This window comes from Sphingobacterium psychroaquaticum, from assembly GCF_900177625.1.
Classification (GTDB): Bacteria; Bacteroidota; Bacteroidia; order Sphingobacteriales; family Sphingobacteriaceae; genus Sphingobacterium; species Sphingobacterium psychroaquaticum.
Map to the genome: position 1 here is coordinate 280009 of NZ_FXAU01000004.1, position 17767 is coordinate 297775.

At 41.4% G+C, this 17767-nt stretch carries 18 protein-coding genes; 2 read left to right on the top strand and 16 right to left on the bottom strand.

The features are described 5' to 3' along the window. Positions 1 to 7 precede the first annotated feature (7 nt). Entirely contained in the window at positions 8 to 247 is a 240-nt protein-coding gene (locus tag B9Y69_RS19340; protein WP_234991227.1) for a hypothetical protein, read from the top strand. Between the two features lie 238 nt (positions 248 to 485). Here B9Y69_RS19340 and B9Y69_RS12350 read toward each other — a convergent pair whose 3' ends face one another. The 11 genes from B9Y69_RS12350 to B9Y69_RS12400 all read right to left on the bottom strand — a co-directional run bounded on the left by B9Y69_RS12350 (position 486) and on the right by B9Y69_RS12400 (position 7461). Then, entirely contained in the window at positions 486 to 962 is a 477-nt protein-coding gene (locus tag B9Y69_RS12350) for a hypothetical protein (RefSeq protein WP_085473274.1), read from the bottom strand. 2 nt (positions 963 to 964) lie between these two features. Continuing rightward, a complete protein-coding gene (locus B9Y69_RS12355; protein WP_085473275.1) occupies positions 965 to 1318 on the bottom strand; it encodes a hypothetical protein in 354 nt (117 codons plus the stop codon). Between the two features lie 4 nt (positions 1319 to 1322). Then, positions 1323 to 1715 carry a hypothetical protein gene (locus tag B9Y69_RS12360; protein WP_085473276.1) on the bottom strand — a complete coding sequence of 131 codons (393 nt, stop codon included), beginning with the start codon at positions 1713 to 1715 and terminating at the stop codon, positions 1323 to 1325. Between the two features lie 124 nt (positions 1716 to 1839). Next, the gene (locus B9Y69_RS12365) at positions 1840 to 2073 is read right to left on the bottom strand and encodes a hypothetical protein (protein WP_085473277.1); all 234 of its coding nucleotides are present in this window, start codon (positions 2071 to 2073) and stop codon (positions 1840 to 1842) included. Then, positions 2057 to 2368: a hypothetical protein gene (locus B9Y69_RS12370; protein WP_085473278.1), complete on the bottom strand. Its 312-nt coding sequence runs from the start codon at positions 2366 to 2368 to the stop codon at positions 2057 to 2059. Before B9Y69_RS12370 ends, B9Y69_RS12365 begins: the two co-directional genes overlap by 17 nt. A gap of 1 nt (position 2369) precedes the next feature. Beyond that, positions 2370 to 3026, bottom strand: coding sequence for a hypothetical protein (locus B9Y69_RS12375; protein WP_085473279.1), 657 nt, complete (start codon positions 3024 to 3026; stop codon positions 2370 to 2372). A gap of 168 nt (positions 3027 to 3194) precedes the next feature. Continuing rightward, entirely contained in the window at positions 3195 to 3647 is a 453-nt protein-coding gene (locus tag B9Y69_RS12380) for a hypothetical protein (protein WP_085473280.1), read from the bottom strand. A gap of 12 nt (positions 3648 to 3659) precedes the next feature. Continuing rightward, the gene (locus tag B9Y69_RS12385) at positions 3660 to 4286 is read right to left on the bottom strand and encodes a RecA family protein (RefSeq protein ID WP_085473281.1); all 627 of its coding nucleotides are present in this window, start codon (positions 4284 to 4286) and stop codon (positions 3660 to 3662) included. Further along, positions 4286 to 5179: an AAA family ATPase gene (locus B9Y69_RS12390; RefSeq protein ID WP_085473282.1), complete on the bottom strand. Its 894-nt coding sequence runs from the start codon at positions 5177 to 5179 to the stop codon at positions 4286 to 4288. Before B9Y69_RS12390 ends, B9Y69_RS12385 begins: the two co-directional genes overlap by 1 nt. A 22-nt stretch (positions 5180 to 5201) precedes the next feature. Beyond that, positions 5202 to 7244 (bottom strand): hypothetical protein, encoded by a 2043-nt coding sequence (locus tag B9Y69_RS12395; protein WP_144036567.1) that lies wholly within the window; start codon positions 7242 to 7244, stop codon positions 5202 to 5204. 22 nt (positions 7245 to 7266) lie between these two features. Continuing rightward, positions 7267 to 7461 (bottom strand): hypothetical protein, encoded by a 195-nt coding sequence (locus B9Y69_RS12400; RefSeq protein ID WP_085473284.1) that lies wholly within the window; start codon positions 7459 to 7461, stop codon positions 7267 to 7269. A gap of 118 nt (positions 7462 to 7579) precedes the next feature. Between B9Y69_RS12400 and B9Y69_RS12405 the strand changes: the two genes are divergently transcribed. Next, on the top strand, positions 7580 to 8314 hold the full coding sequence (locus B9Y69_RS12405; protein WP_085473285.1) for a S24 family peptidase: 735 nt from the start codon (positions 7580 to 7582) through the stop codon (positions 8312 to 8314). Between the two features lie 711 nt (positions 8315 to 9025). On the opposite strand, the gene B9Y69_RS12410 is transcribed toward B9Y69_RS12405, so the two are convergent. Genes B9Y69_RS12410 through B9Y69_RS12430 form a run of 5 tightly spaced genes read right to left on the bottom strand, consistent with a single transcriptional unit; the run spans position 9026 to position 17748 of the window. After that, the gene (locus tag B9Y69_RS12410) at positions 9026 to 10405 is read right to left on the bottom strand and encodes a TlpA family protein disulfide reductase (RefSeq protein ID WP_085473286.1); all 1380 of its coding nucleotides are present in this window, start codon (positions 10403 to 10405) and stop codon (positions 9026 to 9028) included. A gap of 21 nt (positions 10406 to 10426) precedes the next feature. Continuing rightward, on the bottom strand, positions 10427 to 11989 hold the full coding sequence (locus B9Y69_RS12415; RefSeq protein WP_159451844.1) for a PKD-like family lipoprotein: 1563 nt from the start codon (positions 11987 to 11989) through the stop codon (positions 10427 to 10429). An 8-nt stretch (positions 11990 to 11997) separates the two neighbouring features. Continuing rightward, positions 11998 to 12771, bottom strand: coding sequence for a DUF4843 domain-containing protein (locus B9Y69_RS12420; RefSeq protein WP_085473288.1), 774 nt, complete (start codon positions 12769 to 12771; stop codon positions 11998 to 12000). A gap of 6 nt (positions 12772 to 12777) precedes the next feature. After that, positions 12778 to 14238, bottom strand: coding sequence for a RagB/SusD family nutrient uptake outer membrane protein (locus tag B9Y69_RS12425; RefSeq protein WP_085473289.1), 1461 nt, complete (start codon positions 14236 to 14238; stop codon positions 12778 to 12780). 9 nt (positions 14239 to 14247) lie between these two features. Continuing rightward, positions 14248 to 17748 (bottom strand): SusC/RagA family TonB-linked outer membrane protein, encoded by a 3501-nt coding sequence (locus tag B9Y69_RS12430; protein WP_085473290.1) that lies wholly within the window; start codon positions 17746 to 17748, stop codon positions 14248 to 14250. Positions 17749 to 17767: the final 19 nt, after the last annotated feature.

The following is a 17767-nucleotide window of genomic DNA, read 5'->3' on the forward strand; positions in this document are numbered from 1 at the left end:
TGGCGTGGTGGACAATCCGGTCACGATATGGGAGAACGGATATGACCCTTTCTTTTCGTTCGAATATTGTTCGATGGATATATGGGGAAGTGCAATAGGTATGGGTGACCAGCTGTCTATAAATATCTGCAATGTTTTGATCGAAATTTTTATCAAATTCAATTATGCTGGATTGTTTCGACTTTCCTCTCCTTGCTATGGAGTCCGCAAGGAGAAGATTATCGATGCTGCATACTTGTTCGTATAAATTGGTTGCTCTTTTCATGATGTGCGCCTTTGCTTAAGAGGTCGCCTTCGTCCGAACCAATCGGAGTACCAACGCCCTGAAAGGATTATCTTTTGTTTTTTACCGTTATGGGTAAGGTCTGCGCTGTTAGATTTTATTAGCATTGTGGGCACTGACATTCGCGTTGTCGTTGTCGTAGTTGTAGTCGTTGTACGAAAACGAGACCGACGAACCAGTACAGCACACAACCTTAAGATTTTTACTTCGCTGCTTCCGGAGCTAGGCTAAGGTTATAATACTCAATAAACTTCTTACCCATGTAAACTGCTTTTTCAGCGGTATCCACAGATCGGCGGGCACCGACATTCGCGAGGACGTAGTCGTAGTAGTAGTCGTAGTACGAAAACGAGACCGACGAACCAGTATTGCGTTCAAAGTATGGATAGTACCAGCGTTGATCCATTCTTAGTGGCTTACCCTCGCGTAGTGCCAAAGCAATTTCTTCTAAGGCCTTTTCTGCTTTTTGTGCCGGGGTATCCCTCTCGGTTTCCCAGTTAAATTGTTCTTGTGTTTTACCATTGTATTTTAAGGCAGAGGGGAGGTCAATTACGACATCCATGATATTTTTGACAAACACCTTTTCACCAAATAGGTTTTTTAGAAGGTCTTTACCCTTAGTGTTGGCTTGATCAAAAGCCTTAACCGCATTTTCTTTACTGATTGTTAGATTTTCCATGATTAATCATTTGTATTATTAATGTATTGACTATACTCCAGCGGGAAGGTGTCACCTGCATACCTTGCCAGTTCTCGTGTTTCCAAAAGTTGGCGGGCACAGACAAACGCGTGGTCGGAGTCGTAGTTGAAGACGTTGAACGAAAACGAGACCGACGAACGGTTAGGATTGTAAAACCAAGGGTAATATCCTTCTTTGACATGTTTACCTCCATTCAGCGCGAATACGATGACATGTATTTTCTCTAGCCCCTTCATATCGACATCCATTCCTTTTGTACGTTCATTGAACTGCTCCAATGTTTCGCCTTTGAATTCGAGTGCTTTCTCGAATGTGTTGATTTGTTTGAAATCCATTTTTTTAAATCTTTTTTAAATATTCTTTATAAATCTTGTTTTCCATTACCCAAACAGCCTTGTTGAGTTTTGCTACGTCCAGCTGGTTAAGCTCCTGTTGATATTGATTTTGACACCACACATTGAGGCGACCAATAATCTCCAATGTATTTGCGCCCCAATGCATCTTTCCAGCTAAAGCGATCAACTTCTTTCGTTGCGAGTCTCCCTCGGGAATATCTGAAGGGCGCTTTGTCGGCTGCCATTTCCGCACCTGTAGCATTAGTTCCTTCCATTCTCCATCATCTAACTTTGATAGGCTATCGGTGCGGCCACCAGTGAACTCTAACACGACATCTTCTTTGTCTCGCCCGACCGCCTTGCAGATAGCGAAAAATTGTGCGTAGTTACGAGCCACTATTTCCAAATTCTTAAACCGATACCTAGGATCATTAACTCGACCTTGTGAGGGCTAAAAGCGATCGCCACAACCGGCATGAACACAAAGCGGTCACGCTTCCAATAATTGATGAATCCGATTCTCATAGTTCTAATAGTTTGCTTTTTAAAATCTTTAGGAAAAGCTCGTGTATATCGTAGTGCTGTCCATCCTTTACCGCTACGTCCTGAGCGCTCTGTATCATCGTATACACGTTCTGATATAGACTGACTTCTTTTTCGATATGGATACGCTCAATCATGTATCCATATCTCTCAAGGAATGCTTTTTTCTCCGCTACGGAAAAGAAAAGCTTAATGTCATCCAGTTCCGCCATAAAGTCTCTTGTATTCTTCTTCCTCTTTGGGCGAAGCTTTTCGCCATCTCTTTACCAGGCTAACATCATTAAAGCCATCACCACCATCGAAACGAGCCCATTCTACATAGAGAACACCATCTTCTATCTTAAATTCGCCTGTTTGCCAAGGTTGTGGTTCTAGGGGTGAAGAAAATACGCGGAATTCATCGTTCTTGTTTTTCAACTCTTGATTCTTGTCCTTTACTTTCGATAGGATATCACTGAGTATAGCCAGTGCGATTGCACAGAAAAAAATAATTAATCCCTCAATCATACTACTTGGTTGAAATAGTGAATTCCATCTTTAGCTCCTTACCTTCGCCATCTTGACGCTTGAACCAACCTTTAACATAGGTAGTCGTGCGGGTTTTGAACTGCGCATTGACAATAATGTCGACACCTTCGGAAAAACCTTCGTCATCGGCTTCCTGTTTAAGGCCTACAAGCTCCACAATACGTGTCGGATTTAATTCTCCTTTCTTATTTGGCTTCATAAACGTCTCCAGGAATCGAATTAAGATCTTACGCTTTGGATCATCGGCCGCTAATGAAGTCATGTACTCCCGGATCTTGATCACTCCGGCGTTCTCCGTGCCATCAAATCCAATAATCTCGTTATAGCCAATCACAATGGAGCCCATCCCGTCACGTGAAGAGAAGGTATGGCTTGCCTGCGTATCGTTGTAGCCAAAGAGTTCCTTCTTGATCTCCAATGCTTGGCCAAAAGCTTTAAAAGTCTCTTCGACCTTGATGTTTTGCATCGTTCCGAAGTCAGCCAGTTCCGGAGCTTGCTTCATCACCAGTTCGTCAACTAACTTTTTATAGGCATCAATATCATCAGCGCGCTGTGCTTTTTCTGCCTTTTCCTGCTTTGCTAAGTCTGCCATAAGCGCCTTGCGCTCCGCAGCTGTCATTTTGGTTATTTCAGTCATTTTATTTGTTTATTGTTTGTTGATAACTTGTTTCTAGTTCCACTCTAGGCTTGCAGCCCATACATTTCTTTATTTTTGATCGGTCGATCGGTTTTACTTCGACCTCTTTTTCACAGCTGATCATTGTCAATACTATGGCAATGAAAAGATAGATCGTTATTGTCTTCATTATTTGGAAATAAGGTTAATAGCGTAGTTCACTTGTGCCATAAAATCAGCATCGTTCAAAAGCCTCTTGCTGTTATGTAGCCAGCAATACTCATCGTATACAGTCGCGTAATCTGTGTCTGAAGGAACATAATGAACCAGGTGCCCCAACTCATTCACATGCATACTTTCTGTACACATTTCCGTAGCAAATGGGATAAAATCAGAATTGTTGCGAGAGATCCATTCATTCTTCCACAGCCCTGCCATTACAGGGGAGTAACGAACCTTGTTTAATATCTCCTTTGGCAGACCATGAAATCGACGTTCCAAGAATAGTTCGTACTCCTTCAACTGATGCTCGCTATAATATTCCTCCGTCCATCCCAACAGGTCACATATCTGTAACATTTGGTTGTAAGCCATATCGCGGACAGCTTCGATATGGGTTGGTTTTGATAATGTTGTTCTCATATTGATTAAGTTTTAATTTTGACCGTGGTACAACCAGGCCTTGGCTTCATGTAAGTTGTATTCACCTCCCGGAACCCGACCGGAAACCATCACCCGCAACCCTTCTACACGGAAAATTGCTTTCGCCCAAATCTTAATTTTCTTTGCAATGGCCGTATATGGCTCATTCTTCTCCTGATGGGCAACATATACGAAGAGTACATTCGGAAAGTCTTGTGATAACTTCCTGGCAGCATCTTGGCGCAGTTCATGGATCATCGCGGTAACATTGTCCACAAACACAACCTTTGGAGCATTTCTACGCCCGAGTATCACCCTTAGTTCATCGATGCTTATGTATTCACTAAAGAACAGCCTGGGATTGTTCGCATCAATGTTCAGCCTGCTCATAGTGTCCTGGAAGTGTTGCGATATACCTTCCTCCGCGGAGATATACACGACCTTTGTGAGGTTACTCAAAGCATTGGCCAACATCAGTGAGCAGAGGGTCTTTCCGTGCTTTTCCTTTCCGTAAACAATCCATATACCGTACGCTTCCGGCTCACCCAATACATCTGCAAAGTGGCTCTCTAGACCTGTCAGTGTCTTGAACTTCTTTGCATAGGCATTCTTGGAGTTTAACAGTCTAATTTTCTCCATTAGCTATGTAGGATTAAAAGTGATTCAGCACGTCTCAATCCCCCGATCCGGTTATCCTCATCTTTGGTCAGGCACTTCCGAATAATTTCATTGAGCTGGCTGTTATCAGGAGCATTAACTTTCAAAACGTCCGTTATCAACTGTTTGTAGAAGCTCTGTTTCTCCTGCAAGTCTGTAGGTACAACCGAGGTGTAACGTTCAGAAAAACGGGAGAATATCTCCCGGAAACCGACTTTCTTTGACTTCATGCCTCTGCGGATAAATTCACGAAAACCTTCCGCACCCATCATGTACCAAGCGCAGGCATTTTCGGTCGCGTTCCAATACTCTTTAAGATCAAGGAATGCCGGGCGATCCAAATCGCCTGCCTCATCAATGATTATGATAGGTTGGGGTAATGTCTTTAGGTAGTATTTTATATCTTCCTTTACCTCGGCCAGTTTTCCTGCGGCATCCACACCGATCGCTTTTGCTAAAGCACGTGTAAAGAGATGTCTCGTTTTACATTGACTTGCGTCAATATAAAAGCAGTTCTTCCGGGTGCGGGCTAGATACTTAGCGGTAAAGGTTTTACCTATACCACAATCATCGACAAACATCTTTGATTTTCCGTGTGTCTGACAGAAATCAATATCCTCCTCAATTATGGTGAACACCTCCGTTTTTGCCGCTTTCCACTCGCGCTGATTCATGCTGATATTCAATTGGCGTCCAATAGTCAGCCATTGCGCATCACGGAGGATTCCTTCTGTTTCTCCTTTGCGGATGCGTGAGAACACAGAGCCATTAATACCCCATTGCTTGGCAAACGCAGCATCACTGCCACTATAATTTGGCCGCACGGCTAGTAGAGCTGTGCTGACGTCCTGTTTAAAATTCTTTGGTAAGTTCATGTTACTTATAGTTTATTGCTTGTTAAAATCGATCTTTAATTGACTGGCGTAAGCTCGAATAGCTACTGTAATCTTCGTCCACATCCTCATACTGCGGGAGTTCAATTGGTTGTCGTTCTGTATGTTTGATTCTTGTCGACGGTTTGGAAAATATCTGATGCTTAAGTGGTGCAGGATCCTCCTTAATTATGACAACCCCATCCAGTTGCTCACGTTGACGTTTACCGAAGGCATCAACCGTATTGGTATATGCGGCAAGTAATCCCTCTGCGAGTTCATCGGCAGCGCTACGTTCAAGCCGAGCACGTATAGGTCTCGGTTTGCGAACTATCTCACAGACACACTTGCCATCGATGTACGCATAAGCTTTCATGACTTCACCTTGGTCATCGTCGAGCCAGTAAACTTCAATCTCCTGGCCTTCAATCTGTTTCATCACCTGGATCAATCGCTCTCCTTTTGCGACTATGCCATGGTCACCAATCAAACAAAGACCATTGTTAAGCTGTATATTGCCCAGTTTGCAGGATGTCTCGGTGCGATTGCCAATATAAGGGAGTATTGCCTCAAAATTTATCGGGGATAACGATGGGTGCTGCCGCTCCAAAAAGTATTCCCATTTGCTTATCCCTTCCTCCGTTGGGTGCGGCTCATTGTTCCAACTATCTATATCCGCCAAGCAATCGTTTACAATCGTGTCAAAAGGGATACGTGGTACTTTTTCGATATCCACCCCCGGTTGATTTGTTTCGCTTAAAGCCTTAGGCCTTGCTAACCATCCGTCACGACCTTTTTCCTTACGATAGCGCAGCTCCTCGTTTACTCGTTCGATGTATTTACCTCTCGCGTTGTTCGCTTCCATTTTAATGTAGTCGAACATTACCCCCTCCTTAAGTATAGTATCTGTGTAGGAGCTATTTAGGGACATCTCGCACTCAAGTTCAGCAGGAAGGCATAAGCCCCAACTGTAATAGTTACGAACCATCTGGCGGTAGAATTCCAATATGATACCCTCTTTGGTTTCACCATAAACAGCGCACGTAATAGCCCTGCTGGCTACATCGACCGCTAAATAAAACCACACACGTTTCCCGCTTAAAGATTTAAATGGCGGCTGTCTATCATCAATTGAAATCATTGATCCGGAGAACTTAGGCATCTCAAAAGAATAGTAAGGTTTGAATTTTCCCATATTCAGTTGACGATCGTCCGATCGTTTTTGATGCGTTGCTATTCTGTTTTCCCAACGTGCTAAATAAGCCGTTACAGTAGATATGCTCAATTGCTTGTAACCTTTTGGTGAATACAGTTCTCCGGTTTTATTATTTACCACCTGAACGTACCCGGAAACGAATCCATCATATTGTTCGTGAATTTCTTTTGCGGTTGGCTTGCGAACTTTATCAGCAAACATATCATTGAGTAGGCGAACCGTGTTTTCGTCAACCTTCCGACTGTTGATATTTCGGTGTTTTTTTGAGATCAGTCCTTCGTAATTGAATGACCCGTTAACCAATGTTTCAAAAGTGTTTAAACTCTCTTTAAAACGACCGACAGACTTGGGTAGATCGTGCTCTATCCGGAACTTTTTCCGAAGGCTTTCGTTAAAACTGAGCACATCTGCCACTAAGGATTGCATAATTCCACTTTTGGATCGGCCTTTATTTCTCCATTCCACCAGTCTATCATTGCGAAGTGCAATTGCAGCTTTCAAAACAGAAGCATTTATGATGTAACGCTCCTGGTGTTCCATACTCAAATATGTTCCATCGTCAAATTTGTGTATTGCATAAAAACGAACGGCATCAGGATCTACCGAGTAGTAGCGCTCCAGTACGTGATCGGACTTACGTGGATCATGTATCGCGTCCTTTATATGTCCGGGTAGTGTGTCCAGGTCGATCAACAGTTGTCTACCGTTACCGCCAATCATGACGCGTTTAATACCATAAGGCAGCTCCTTATAGCGCTGTATCGTCGAGTACAACGTGTTTTCACTTTTAAAAAAGTGTGGCACGAGTTCCTCTTTGGATACGGCAACAATATTTCCTAACATTATGGGCATAATCAATTGGTTATAAATTCAATTAAACTTTTGCAAGTACAGCATTGAGCTTTTGCACACCATTCTTATAATCCTTCTTAAGTTTATCAGCTACTGTAGCCTGACGCGTTCCATCCAAACATTGACGTATGTAAGCTTTCGAGAAGCCGTACTTCTTTTGAAGCTGATCTATTACTGATGTGTTGTAGGAATTTCTTTTTTTGCTAGATTTGTCCATTGTTCTTTTTGTTGCGTTTTTGAATACTCCGTGTAATTGTTGTTTTCATTAATGCAAATATATAGAGTATATACTCATATATCCAAATATTTATAGTAAATAATCTCAAAAGTGATTTATGATAGTAGATAGAATATTACAATTGATTGATTTTAAAGGGATTAACAAAAGCCAATTCTATAAGCAAACAGGGCTTTCAAATGGTTTTTTAGATAAAGTAAAAGATATTGGCTCCTCAAAATTAGAGAATATACTCAAAACATATACTGATATTAGTGCGGAATGGTTGCTTACAGGAAATGGTTCAATGATAAAGCCTATACAGAAACAAATGATAGGCTACACAGGAGAACAACAACCTTCAAGTGACAAACCTCCTATACAAGGTGAGACGAAGTCAGAGTATTTACTTCGGACTGACCATAGACGTATGGAGCAACTTGTCCCTCTATACAATATTGAAGCATCCGCAGGATTAGTACAGCTGTTTGGAAGAGATCAAACTACTCCAATAGATTATATAAGTATACCCAATCTCCCTGCTTGTGATGGGGCTATCTATGTAACTGGAGATTCAATGTATCCATTACTTAAATCCGGAGATATCGTCATGTACAAACAGGTTCTTGATGTTTTCAACAGCTTGTTTTGGGGAGAAATGTATATTGTGCATATCGATATTGACGGAGATGCATTCACCACAGTAAAATATGTTCACAGATCCGACCAGGGCACCGATTATATTAAGCTCGTGAGCCAAAACCAGCATCATTCCCCTAAGGAAGTTCATCTTAAACATGTGAAAGCAGCAGCTTTGGTGAAAGCTTCAATACGTATCAATAGTATGATTTAAATAGCTTGATATGCAGCGAATTGCACAAGACTTCCTGTAAATATGAGAGGAGAGGTAAAAAAAAACGCCATAACAAGGAGATATAAAACATCATAATCACTGATAAACAGTGTGTTACACTTGGTTTAGCGATTCAAAAACGATGCACTAAGGGGTGTCGTAACTTGCATTTTTATGCAAATACACTGTTTTTCGTGCATTTATACCCATTGGGGGCACCTCTAAAAAAACAAGGTAGTGCACAACCAACTGCACAACCAACTGCACAACCAACTGCATAACCAAATAGATTTTAGCATAAAAAGACATCAAAATTATATCTCTTAAAAAGCCGTTTAAAATAGCATTGAAACAAACTAATAGCAGGATCGATATTTGATGTAAAAAGCAATATAAAAAGCCTAAAAACAACGTTTTATAGGCTTTGTCTAGGTCGTAATGGTACTATAGGCAACCAATACAATTTATTATATTAATGTAATGGAACTAAAATGGTCGCAAATGGTATATTGTAACGAATCGTTTAAAACCACTAAATAAGAAAAACCATGCAAAAACAGCCATCACAACCGTTTAAACATGGTTTTTCCAATATTCGCGAAATCGCCGCCTATAAACGTTTCGTTTTACCCCCTATACTTGTGCTACAGTGAGCACAGGAAATAGCATAACAGTTAGTAAGAATAAAACCCAATTTCTACACATAACAACCTATTTATCGGCCAGAACCTTTTCGAGCAATTTTTTAAGCTCCGGATTTGACGGCCGCGGGGAGTCAATCGTCACAACTCGACCTTCCCGATCAAAGACCATAAAACGTGGAATTCCTTTAATTTTATAGTAGTTGGCAAAATCACCCCATCCGGAAGCAAAAAGCTGTAATCCACCCAGATTTTCATCTTTAATCATCTTCAACCATTTTTCTTTATCCTTCGCCTCATCGACCGATATACTCACCACCTCAACGTCCGTGCCGTGCATTTCTTCCTCTAGTTTCTTCAAATGTGGAATTTCAGCTTTGCAGGGACCACACCATGTCGCCCAAACATCGATAAGGACTACTTTCCCTTTTAGATCACTAAACTGAACGGTCTTACCGTTTTTATCTGGAAATGCAAAGTTTAATCCTTGATCACCCGTCTTCAACTGCGCCATTTCATTCATAATAGACATCGCCTTTGCTTTTTGTGCTGGCGTTAAGATATAGCCATTGTAAAGATCTGCAGCTTCTTTATAGGCCTTGTAATCCTTCTGTCTTGCCAAATAAGTCAGAACAAGATCTCCTTTCAAGGTATCATTTTGTAAAAAATTGAGATCATTCTTTAATCCAGCAACTCCCGGTACATACGCTAATTTCTCCAGACGTCGTGTAACAGATGATACGCCTCCTAAAGTGCGATTTCCCCAAGGCAACTGATAAACCAGAGACGCATTGCTAGAAAAATCTACTATGGAGAGGCTGTTATAATAATCAGAATACTCCTCAATTGACGGGTGAGCCGATCGTGGTGTATTCAAAAAATTAGTAGCATTAGCCGCTAAATCCCACTTAACATACGTTCCAAAGATATTATCAAACTTTTTGTTACCTGTTTTATTGCTATTGATAAAAGCTCCAGTTTGCTTACTCACTGTTTCTAGCACAGGAAAGAAATCTACAAAGGTACTTTGAACGCGTTGCCAGTTAAAAGCTTTTTGGTAAACGTCGTTGACCGTACTACTCCATTTTGACAACGTTACATTTTCCTTACTGTTATTCTTTCCAACCAATTCATATCCTGCGGCTGTTAAATTGACCTCCAATTGGTCGCCAGGTTTAAAATAAAACGTCGCATTGTCTGTTTGGCTACCTGGCGCACCCGTACCAATGGCATAGAATCCTTCATAGGGTGCATAAAAGTTAAATCCAAATTTTTTACCTTCCTGCGGAACAGAACTGGCAATTTCAACCATATCTCCCTCGACAACTTTATAAAGCTTTACGGTTCTGGAAAACTCTTGGTCCAGCGTTCCTTTAATGGTCACAGGATTTTGGGCGTAGAGCCCAAATCCTGTCAATGCTGTTAATGCTAATGTTAAAAATGATTTCATATAAATTAGTTATAGCTTTCGTTAGTAAGAACTTGGATAGGTATACTCGCTCACAGACGGTGCGATATAAATTATGCTATTTGCATTTCCCTTACCAGTTATGGTCTGTACGGGTGTTGCTTCCAGATTGCCGGACACTTTATTAAACATCCGAATTTTGTATTCACTACCGGATTTTGTACCCACAATGATATAATTAAAACTGTATCCCGGACTTGCACTCTCCGTATATTTCAGGTGTTTGATAAATGTAACCACTTCTGAACCTGGAATTGCATACTGCAATTGCTCAAAGCCATTACTCAAGTTGCGACTATACACCTCATTGTTATTCACAAAGTAGAGGAGATTTTCATCTTCAACCAACAACGTATAGTGACTTGCATCATACAATTTAGAAGACGGGTTAATCACCTCCGGTGTAACGGTCAGCACAAATTTATCCTTCACTAAGTAACACAATCTCTTCACGGCAGGATCCGTCTTATCTTGCAAGATAGCGTATCCGATATAGCGGGAGTAGTAATCAGGGGCAGGTAAATAAACGCTACTTTTATACCCTAGAAACAAGGCAGTATGGTTATTATTTTTAGTTTTCAATGTATTGGTTGCTGCATCCGTATAAACCGTGAAAACTGAACCACTACCATTGCCAAGTGTTACAAAAGATCCACTTGTATTATCAAATAAAATAGGATCGGTTCCAGCGCTGGAGAACATATATTTCGACAATGCGTATGGACTGTTTGTGCCATCCATCATAATTCTATTTCCAAATAATCCAGAGTTTGCACTCATCGCGTAAATATTAAACAATTGATTATCATTTAAAATATAGGTAGCGGCAGAGCCATTAAAAACAGCAGCTGCACCGTTCACAGGACGCGCTCCACCTAGAAAAATATCTTCCCTATTCCGGATATACTTCATCGTATTGATACCAATGGCTTGAATATCTTTACTGGTAGAAGCAAAGAGTGTTCGGGTATTCGCAAAAACATTTGGATTTAGGATATTCGTTTTGTAGTTCGTAGCAAAGCTTAAGAAAACACCAGTACCCTGAATTTTCTGTCCATTAACTTGGCTATACACATCCTCCATTTTTCCACTCACTGTATTGTTCTGTGGCGTTAAGTAAAGGTCCAGATCAGAATTTGTTCCATCATCCTTTAAGACATACCACCCACGGGTAAACAATGTGCTCACAGTCAATGAAGTCGTTTTATATTGTGTATATCCGGTCTTTTTGTTTCGTGCCATAAAAACCAAAACCCAGCCTTTGGCTTCCTCTTTTACGAAATAGCTTAAATTTTGTGTTCGGGCGATCGTATCAAGAGGTTCAACTCTACCTTGCACATTGGTTTCATAAATACCCCAACGGTACTCCAGCTCACCCTCCTTGTTAGATTTTGCCACCGGCGCTATCTTCACTGTATCTTTTTGCGATATGGCATTGTAGCTTGTTTCAATACCAGAAATCTCAATAAACTCGCCGTCACCGTAATCATAATTTCCCTTATCTTTTGCGCAAGAAAAGGCCATCAATAGAAGCAGGACAGCTGCGTAGTAATATAATTTTCTCATGTTGATCATTAATTAGGGAATGAAACTAACTCATTGTTTTCATCACGCATTGGTGCATCTGGATGCTTTTTGTTGTAGTCAATCAACGCCTCCCCCATTACAGACTTATAGTAAGTAATTTGGTCAGATGGGATAGTCGCTATAAAATTTTGATCCCATTTTTCGCCGGTTGTCTCAATCATAAAAGCATGTTTGCGAACACTATAGTTTCCAAAATAATACTGAGAAAAAGAAGCCGTCCATGCATTGGGCTTACTCAAGCGGTCCGTAAACTGAAGTTTACGCCACACCTTTGTTGGCTCACCTTTATCAAAATTTTCATTGGCGACAATCTCGAAACCAAGATTGACAGTTTTACTCTTGAGTTCACTGTCACGCAGTACAACAATGGGCACACGAGCATGTACGGAATCACTCTTAATTACATACAATGGAACAACAGCTGCATCGTCAAAAGCCACATAATGCTTGCCTGGAATGGCGTTTTCTACGCCCGGTAACTGTATTTGTTTCAACTTATAAGCGCGATCATTCTTTCTCACTTCGCCCAAAGTAAAAATGTCGAAATAAATGGTATCCCGCACAACATCAGCCGCTTCATAATAAAAGGTCTCTGCCTTCAAAGAATCGGTGTATGGATTGACGTTCACCAACGACGTTATTGGCGGACCAAATTGAATACGTGGAATATCATCGAAAATATAATACTGATCCTTTTTACAGCTGTATGATACCAACAATACCAACGCTGTAATTATATATAAATAGGTATACTTTTTCATGATTCATTAATTAATGGTCTCAACAGTCGGCATCGGTAATAGATAGTTAACAACAGCCGCAGCAGGCACAAATAACACTTGTGCTTTCGGTGCGTTCAGTCGTTTATACGCATAGAAGGCTTGTCCTTCTGCGTAGAACTCTTTGCGATACTCCTTAATAACCTCCAAAACCAAAGAAGGGTAATCTTGCGGATTTGCTATATTGGATATATTGCGTGCTGTGCGAAAAGTTTTCAAATAGTTCACACCTTCAGCAAAAGGCGCTGTCTCAGCAAGGATAAGATACATCTCACTCGTGCGCAATAAGGGCATCTGCTTATAATCGGTCGCATTGGTCACATTATCCGCCGTTACCCAATACTTTCTAATCACATTATTTGTGGATCCATTCGCTAACGTAATAATATTCCACAGGGATGATTCACGAAAATCTGTTCCCGTATTGCCGTACAGTTGATTGCGGATCGTTGTTGCTGAGGTTCCCTTCTTATAGGTAGCATTACCAAAGTTACCTGTATACGATTTCGCCATATCAAAAGCATAGAGACCCAGCAGGTGTTCCGTGGTTAAGATATAATTAGTAGCTGAATACTCCGTTCCTGTGGCCAGTTTAAACTTTTGCGAACCGTCCGCATTCTTCGCTTCCACCACCTCTTTCGCCGCAACATAAGCTGCTTCTTTGTTTCCATACCATAAGTTCGCCCGGGCTTCAAGCGCTCTTATTGCATAATAGTTCATCCGCATATTGCGGTATGCAAAAAATGTATCTGTTGGCCTAAAACCACTACCTGTACCACTGGTAATCGGACTCCGTACCTCGGCCATCGAGTAGGTGAGCAGCGGATCCACCGCTTTAATAAGCTCAGCGGCTTCTTTAATATCCGCCAACACTTTCATTTTAAAGGCATCGTAAGAAATATGCGCATTAATCTCCCGGTCAAAGTTTGTGACATAAGCCAGCTTATTTCCTTTGGTTGGATCCTCAGGAACCGGACCATAGAGACGCATAAGATCGAAATGGATATAGGCTCGCATAGCCAAACACTCTGCTTTAATGAGCTCATATAGGCCTGAAGTAATGAGTACCGACTTATTAGTTTCCAGGTTCTGAAGAATTGCATTTGCATGTGCAATAGTTGAGTACTGTCGCTCAAAAATGCGATTGAATCTATTAATGACGCGATCATCTCCGTAGTTAAACAATCCTAACTGCTGGTCTGCTGTATTTGTGGTGACATCCCAGCTGGAAATTAGCGACTCGATGGTACCATAAGCAAGCTCCTTTCCATAAGTATCTAAGGTTTTTGCTGAAATATAAACACCGGTAAGGGCGTCTTTAAATCCCTGTTCAGTACTAAATTGTTCCTTTTCCGGAATTTGCGTTTTTGGCATTACATCGAGGTATTTTTCACAAGAGGTAAAAAATAAAGCGCCAACCAAAAATGATATTACTAGATAATTTTTCATGTTTCTTGCTTAAAAAGTTGCATTAATACTGAAGGTAAACTGTCTGGAGAAGGGGTAACTTGTACCACGTTCCTGACGAATGCTGGACAACACAAAAGGGTCTGTCATATCGAAACCTACGTTTACGTTTTCAAAGCCAATCTGCTTCACCCATTTCGAATAACGGAAGTCATACTGGAAGTTAAAACTGCGCGCATAAATGGTCTTTTCATCCTGTACAAAACGTGAGGTCTTATACGTTGGTGTTGTGTTTAATAATCCCTTGAATGGTGCGTAATCTCCTGGCACTTGCCATCTGCCTGTAAATACGCGTTCATCCACGTTATATTGGAAGGAACTCATCTCAACACGGTCTACCAGTGTTCTGTTATAAGCCTGTCCGCCGAACTTGTATCCCATTGCCGCGTTAAAGGTGAATCCTTTATAGCGTACCATCGTATTGAAACTACCCCACAATTTCGGGTCCGTATTCCCTACAGCAGCGACATCTGCGGCGCGCCACGTATAGGTCGGCGTTCCGTCTGCCGACAGGTAAAGCTCTTTCCCGGTACTTGGATCAATTCCAAGAGAGGGTACTACCCATATTTCATTGCTGGAATAACCTTCGAGATACATTTTACCCGGTGTATTTGGATCATCGCGAAGCACTTTTTGCGCATCCTTTAACGCCTGTGAAGTTTCCAGTACTCTGTTTTTATTATGGAAGACTGTTCCCGAAATTGCCCAAGTAACATTCTGGGGATCTTTCATTAAATAAACCGTTGCATACAACTCAAATCCTTTGTTTCGCAACTTTCCGATATTCGCTGTATAGAAAGAGAATCCGTTTGACGCTGGCGTGGTTATGGATGACACTAAATCCTTAGTATCCTCCATATAATAGTTTGCTTGTAGGAGAACATACTTATTAAACAAGTCTATATCAGCTCCCACATTATACTTCAAAACCTGTTGCCACTTTAGATCCGGATTTCCAATTCCCATCAAATACGAACCATTCCAGTTGTAGTACCGATCGGACGTATAGTATGCATAGGTCGTCATCGCCTGATAGGTATTAAATTTCGTAGAGCCGGATGTTCCCAACGATCCCCGTAATTTGAATCGATCCACAACACCTCCTTTTTGGAAAAAGGACTCTTCATGTAGATTCCACCCTAAACCCAGTGACCAGAATGGTGCAAAGCGTTTTTCCGAACCAAATTGTGAGGAACCATCCATACGAAAAGTACCATCCACAAAGTAGCGATTATCGTAGTTATAATTGGCATTCCCGACAAAGCCGACAGTGCGATAGAAATACTCTCCACCGTTCGGTTTGCCGTCCTTCTCATACTGCAACGCCATAGATGGAAAATCGAGGTTCGCATTAGGAAAACCCTCTGCCAAGATGGAGATATTAGACGTTTTCTCCTGATAGGTATTTGCCTCAGCACCCACAAAAATCTGATGCTTTTCCTTAATCCGTTTGTTATAGGACATATTGATTGCCCCTTCGTAGCGCATACCATTATTTATGCCGAGTTCATAATCTCCTTTACGGAATACATCATCGCCAGTATAATTAGCGAAGGCGGTGTGTTCGGCTGGTCGGAAGGCGTCATTCTGTCTGTCGGATTTGGTGAAGCTGAACTTACCCATCAACCGCAATCCTTGAGTAAGATTCCACTCAACTGCTGTTTGATTTGTGATATCGGTTTGGTTAGCCTTATTAAAAGTCCGCAGTGTAGCATTATACAACGGGTTGGTTGGCAACGTTTGCCAAGCACCGGAATAATCTGTCGTCCCGGGATCTCCCAAAAAACGATTTACATTCCCATCCGCATCGTAAGGGCTCCAATAGGGATTCAGCTTGACGTAATCCGAAAAGGTGCCATACGGTGAAATCGCGCTTTTAATATTGTTAATATTGAGATAATTCCGAAAGATCAAATCCTTGTAGGCATAGGATAAGGTGATCGACCCATTTATTGTATTTCTGGACGACCCTTTCATGACTCCTGCTGTATTGTTGTTCTGAATAGCTGCCGCATAGCGAAACTGTCCATCGCCACCTTCCAAGCGGAGATTGCTACGTAAAGCATAGGATGTACGAACTGGAATAGCCAACCAATCCGTCTCCACGCCTCTATTTACTTCATCCAACAAGAAATTGTAATAACGCTTCAGCGGAATATCTGTACTCGCATTGGGAGAATTATACCGACCGGCCAATCGCTCCAGCTCCAATTTATCTTTTGCCTTTAGCAAATTATACCCATTCAAATCTGGCGCTTCTACCTTGAGCTCAGAACCGAAACTGATACGGAGCTTACCTGGCTGCGGCAATTTAGTCGTTATTACAATCACCCCATTTGCCCCACGGGAACCATATAATGCCGTAGCAGCAGCATCTTTTAAAATGGTGATTGAAGCTACATCATTTTCATTAATATCGATTAATGCTTGGAGACTAGACTGAAAACCATCCAATACGATCAATGGTGTATTAAGCTGGCTATTGGTTTCACTCTGTATTTCATTCACATTAGGAATACTGGAATTTCCGCGCAGCTGAACTTCGGGCAATCGGTTTGGATCACTACCAAAAAGGTTGTTATCAATAATATTGAACGAAGGATCAATATTTCTTAATGAAGTTACCAAGTTTCGTGAACCGTATTGACGCAGCTCCTTGGTGGTTACAGTACGAGAAGCACCTGTAAAGCTCTTATCTTCTTTCTTGAAAATACCGGTGGAAACCACAACTTCTTCTAGTTCTCCTTGTGCAACAGATAAAGTAACCACCTGAATATCACTAGTACCACGCATCCGTTGCGTAACCGTTTTGTAACCAATCAACTGAAAAACAAACTCTTGGTTACTGGCACTTATTGGTAACGTAAACTCTCCACGTTCGTTGGACGCTACACCTTTCTTCGGTTGTCCTCTCAAAGAAACCGTTACCCCTGCTAGCGGTTTTCCTTGTTCGTCAACAACCTTACCACGAACATAAGTTTGTTGTAATTCCACGACCTTCTCAAGCCCTCTCATCGGCAATTCCTTCGATTGTTCTTGTCGAACAAGAGCCTGGCTTTTCTTAATAACGATCGCCTTTCCGAAGTAATCAAATGTAAAATTATTAGTACGTAGCACCTTATTTAGTGCCTGTTCTAGTGGCATATTCTTTACGTCCACAGTCACACCTTGAATACCGGCGAGATCCGTCTTTTTGTAAAAAAAGGTATAGCCACTCTGTTTCTCAAAGTCCTTCAGAACAGCTTCCAAACTGGCCTTTTGACGTTTTAATGTCACTTGTTGCGCATAGGTATTCGCATTAACAGACGAAAGCCCTAAGCCCATTAAGAGAGCTACAAGGTTGATTTTCATCAAAGTTTTAGGTAGATATCGAGCAAAAAGGAAGCTCTTCTCGAGACTAATAATGTCTGCTTTCCAAGCAGCATGACGGAGATTTTTATGAGACAGGCTCCCCCGCCCCTTCTGCAAGAACGGATTTAAAAAAAAATTCATTAAATTCGATGTTTGGTTG

Excerpts from the sequence above, each read along its gene's own strand:
- B9Y69_RS12350 (WP_085473274.1), bottom strand. The coding sequence starts at position 962 with ATGGAAAATCTAACAATCAGTAAAGAAAATGCGGTTAAGGCTTTTGAT.
- B9Y69_RS12355 (WP_085473275.1), bottom strand. The coding sequence starts at position 1,318 with ATGGATTTCAAACAAATCAACACATTCGAGAAAGCACTCGAATTCAAA.
- B9Y69_RS12365 (WP_085473277.1), bottom strand. The coding sequence starts at position 2,073 with ATGGCGGAACTGGATGACATTAAGCTTTTCTTTTCCGTAGCGGAGAAA.
- B9Y69_RS12370 (WP_085473278.1), bottom strand. The coding sequence starts at position 2,368 with ATGATTGAGGGATTAATTATTTTTTTCTGTGCAATCGCACTGGCTATA.
- B9Y69_RS12375 (WP_085473279.1), bottom strand. The coding sequence starts at position 3,026 with ATGACTGAAATAACCAAAATGACAGCTGCGGAGCGCAAGGCGCTTATG.
- B9Y69_RS12380 (WP_085473280.1), bottom strand. The coding sequence starts at position 3,647 with ATGAGAACAACATTATCAAAACCAACCCATATCGAAGCTGTCCGCGAT.
- B9Y69_RS12385 (WP_085473281.1), bottom strand. The coding sequence starts at position 4,286 with ATGGAGAAAATTAGACTGTTAAACTCCAAGAATGCCTATGCAAAGAAG.
- B9Y69_RS12390 (WP_085473282.1), bottom strand. The coding sequence starts at position 5,179 with ATGAACTTACCAAAGAATTTTAAACAGGACGTCAGCACAGCTCTACTA.
- B9Y69_RS12395 (WP_144036567.1), bottom strand. The coding sequence starts at position 7,244 with ATGCCCATAATGTTAGGAAATATTGTTGCCGTATCCAAAGAGGAACTC.
- B9Y69_RS12400 (WP_085473284.1), bottom strand. The coding sequence starts at position 7,461 with ATGGACAAATCTAGCAAAAAAAGAAATTCCTACAACACATCAGTAATA.
- B9Y69_RS12405 (WP_085473285.1), top strand. The coding sequence starts at position 7,580 with ATGATAGTAGATAGAATATTACAATTGATTGATTTTAAAGGGATTAAC.
- B9Y69_RS12410 (WP_085473286.1), bottom strand. The coding sequence starts at position 10,405 with ATGAAATCATTTTTAACATTAGCATTAACAGCATTGACAGGATTTGGG.
- B9Y69_RS12415 (WP_159451844.1), bottom strand. The coding sequence starts at position 11,989 with ATGAGAAAATTATATTACTACGCAGCTGTCCTGCTTCTATTGATGGCC.
- B9Y69_RS12420 (WP_085473288.1), bottom strand. The coding sequence starts at position 12,771 with ATGAAAAAGTATACCTATTTATATATAATTACAGCGTTGGTATTGTTG.
- B9Y69_RS12425 (WP_085473289.1), bottom strand. The coding sequence starts at position 14,238 with ATGAAAAATTATCTAGTAATATCATTTTTGGTTGGCGCTTTATTTTTT.
- B9Y69_RS12430 (WP_085473290.1), bottom strand. The coding sequence starts at position 17,748 with ATGAATTTTTTTTTAAATCCGTTCTTGCAGAAGGGGCGGGGGAGCCTG.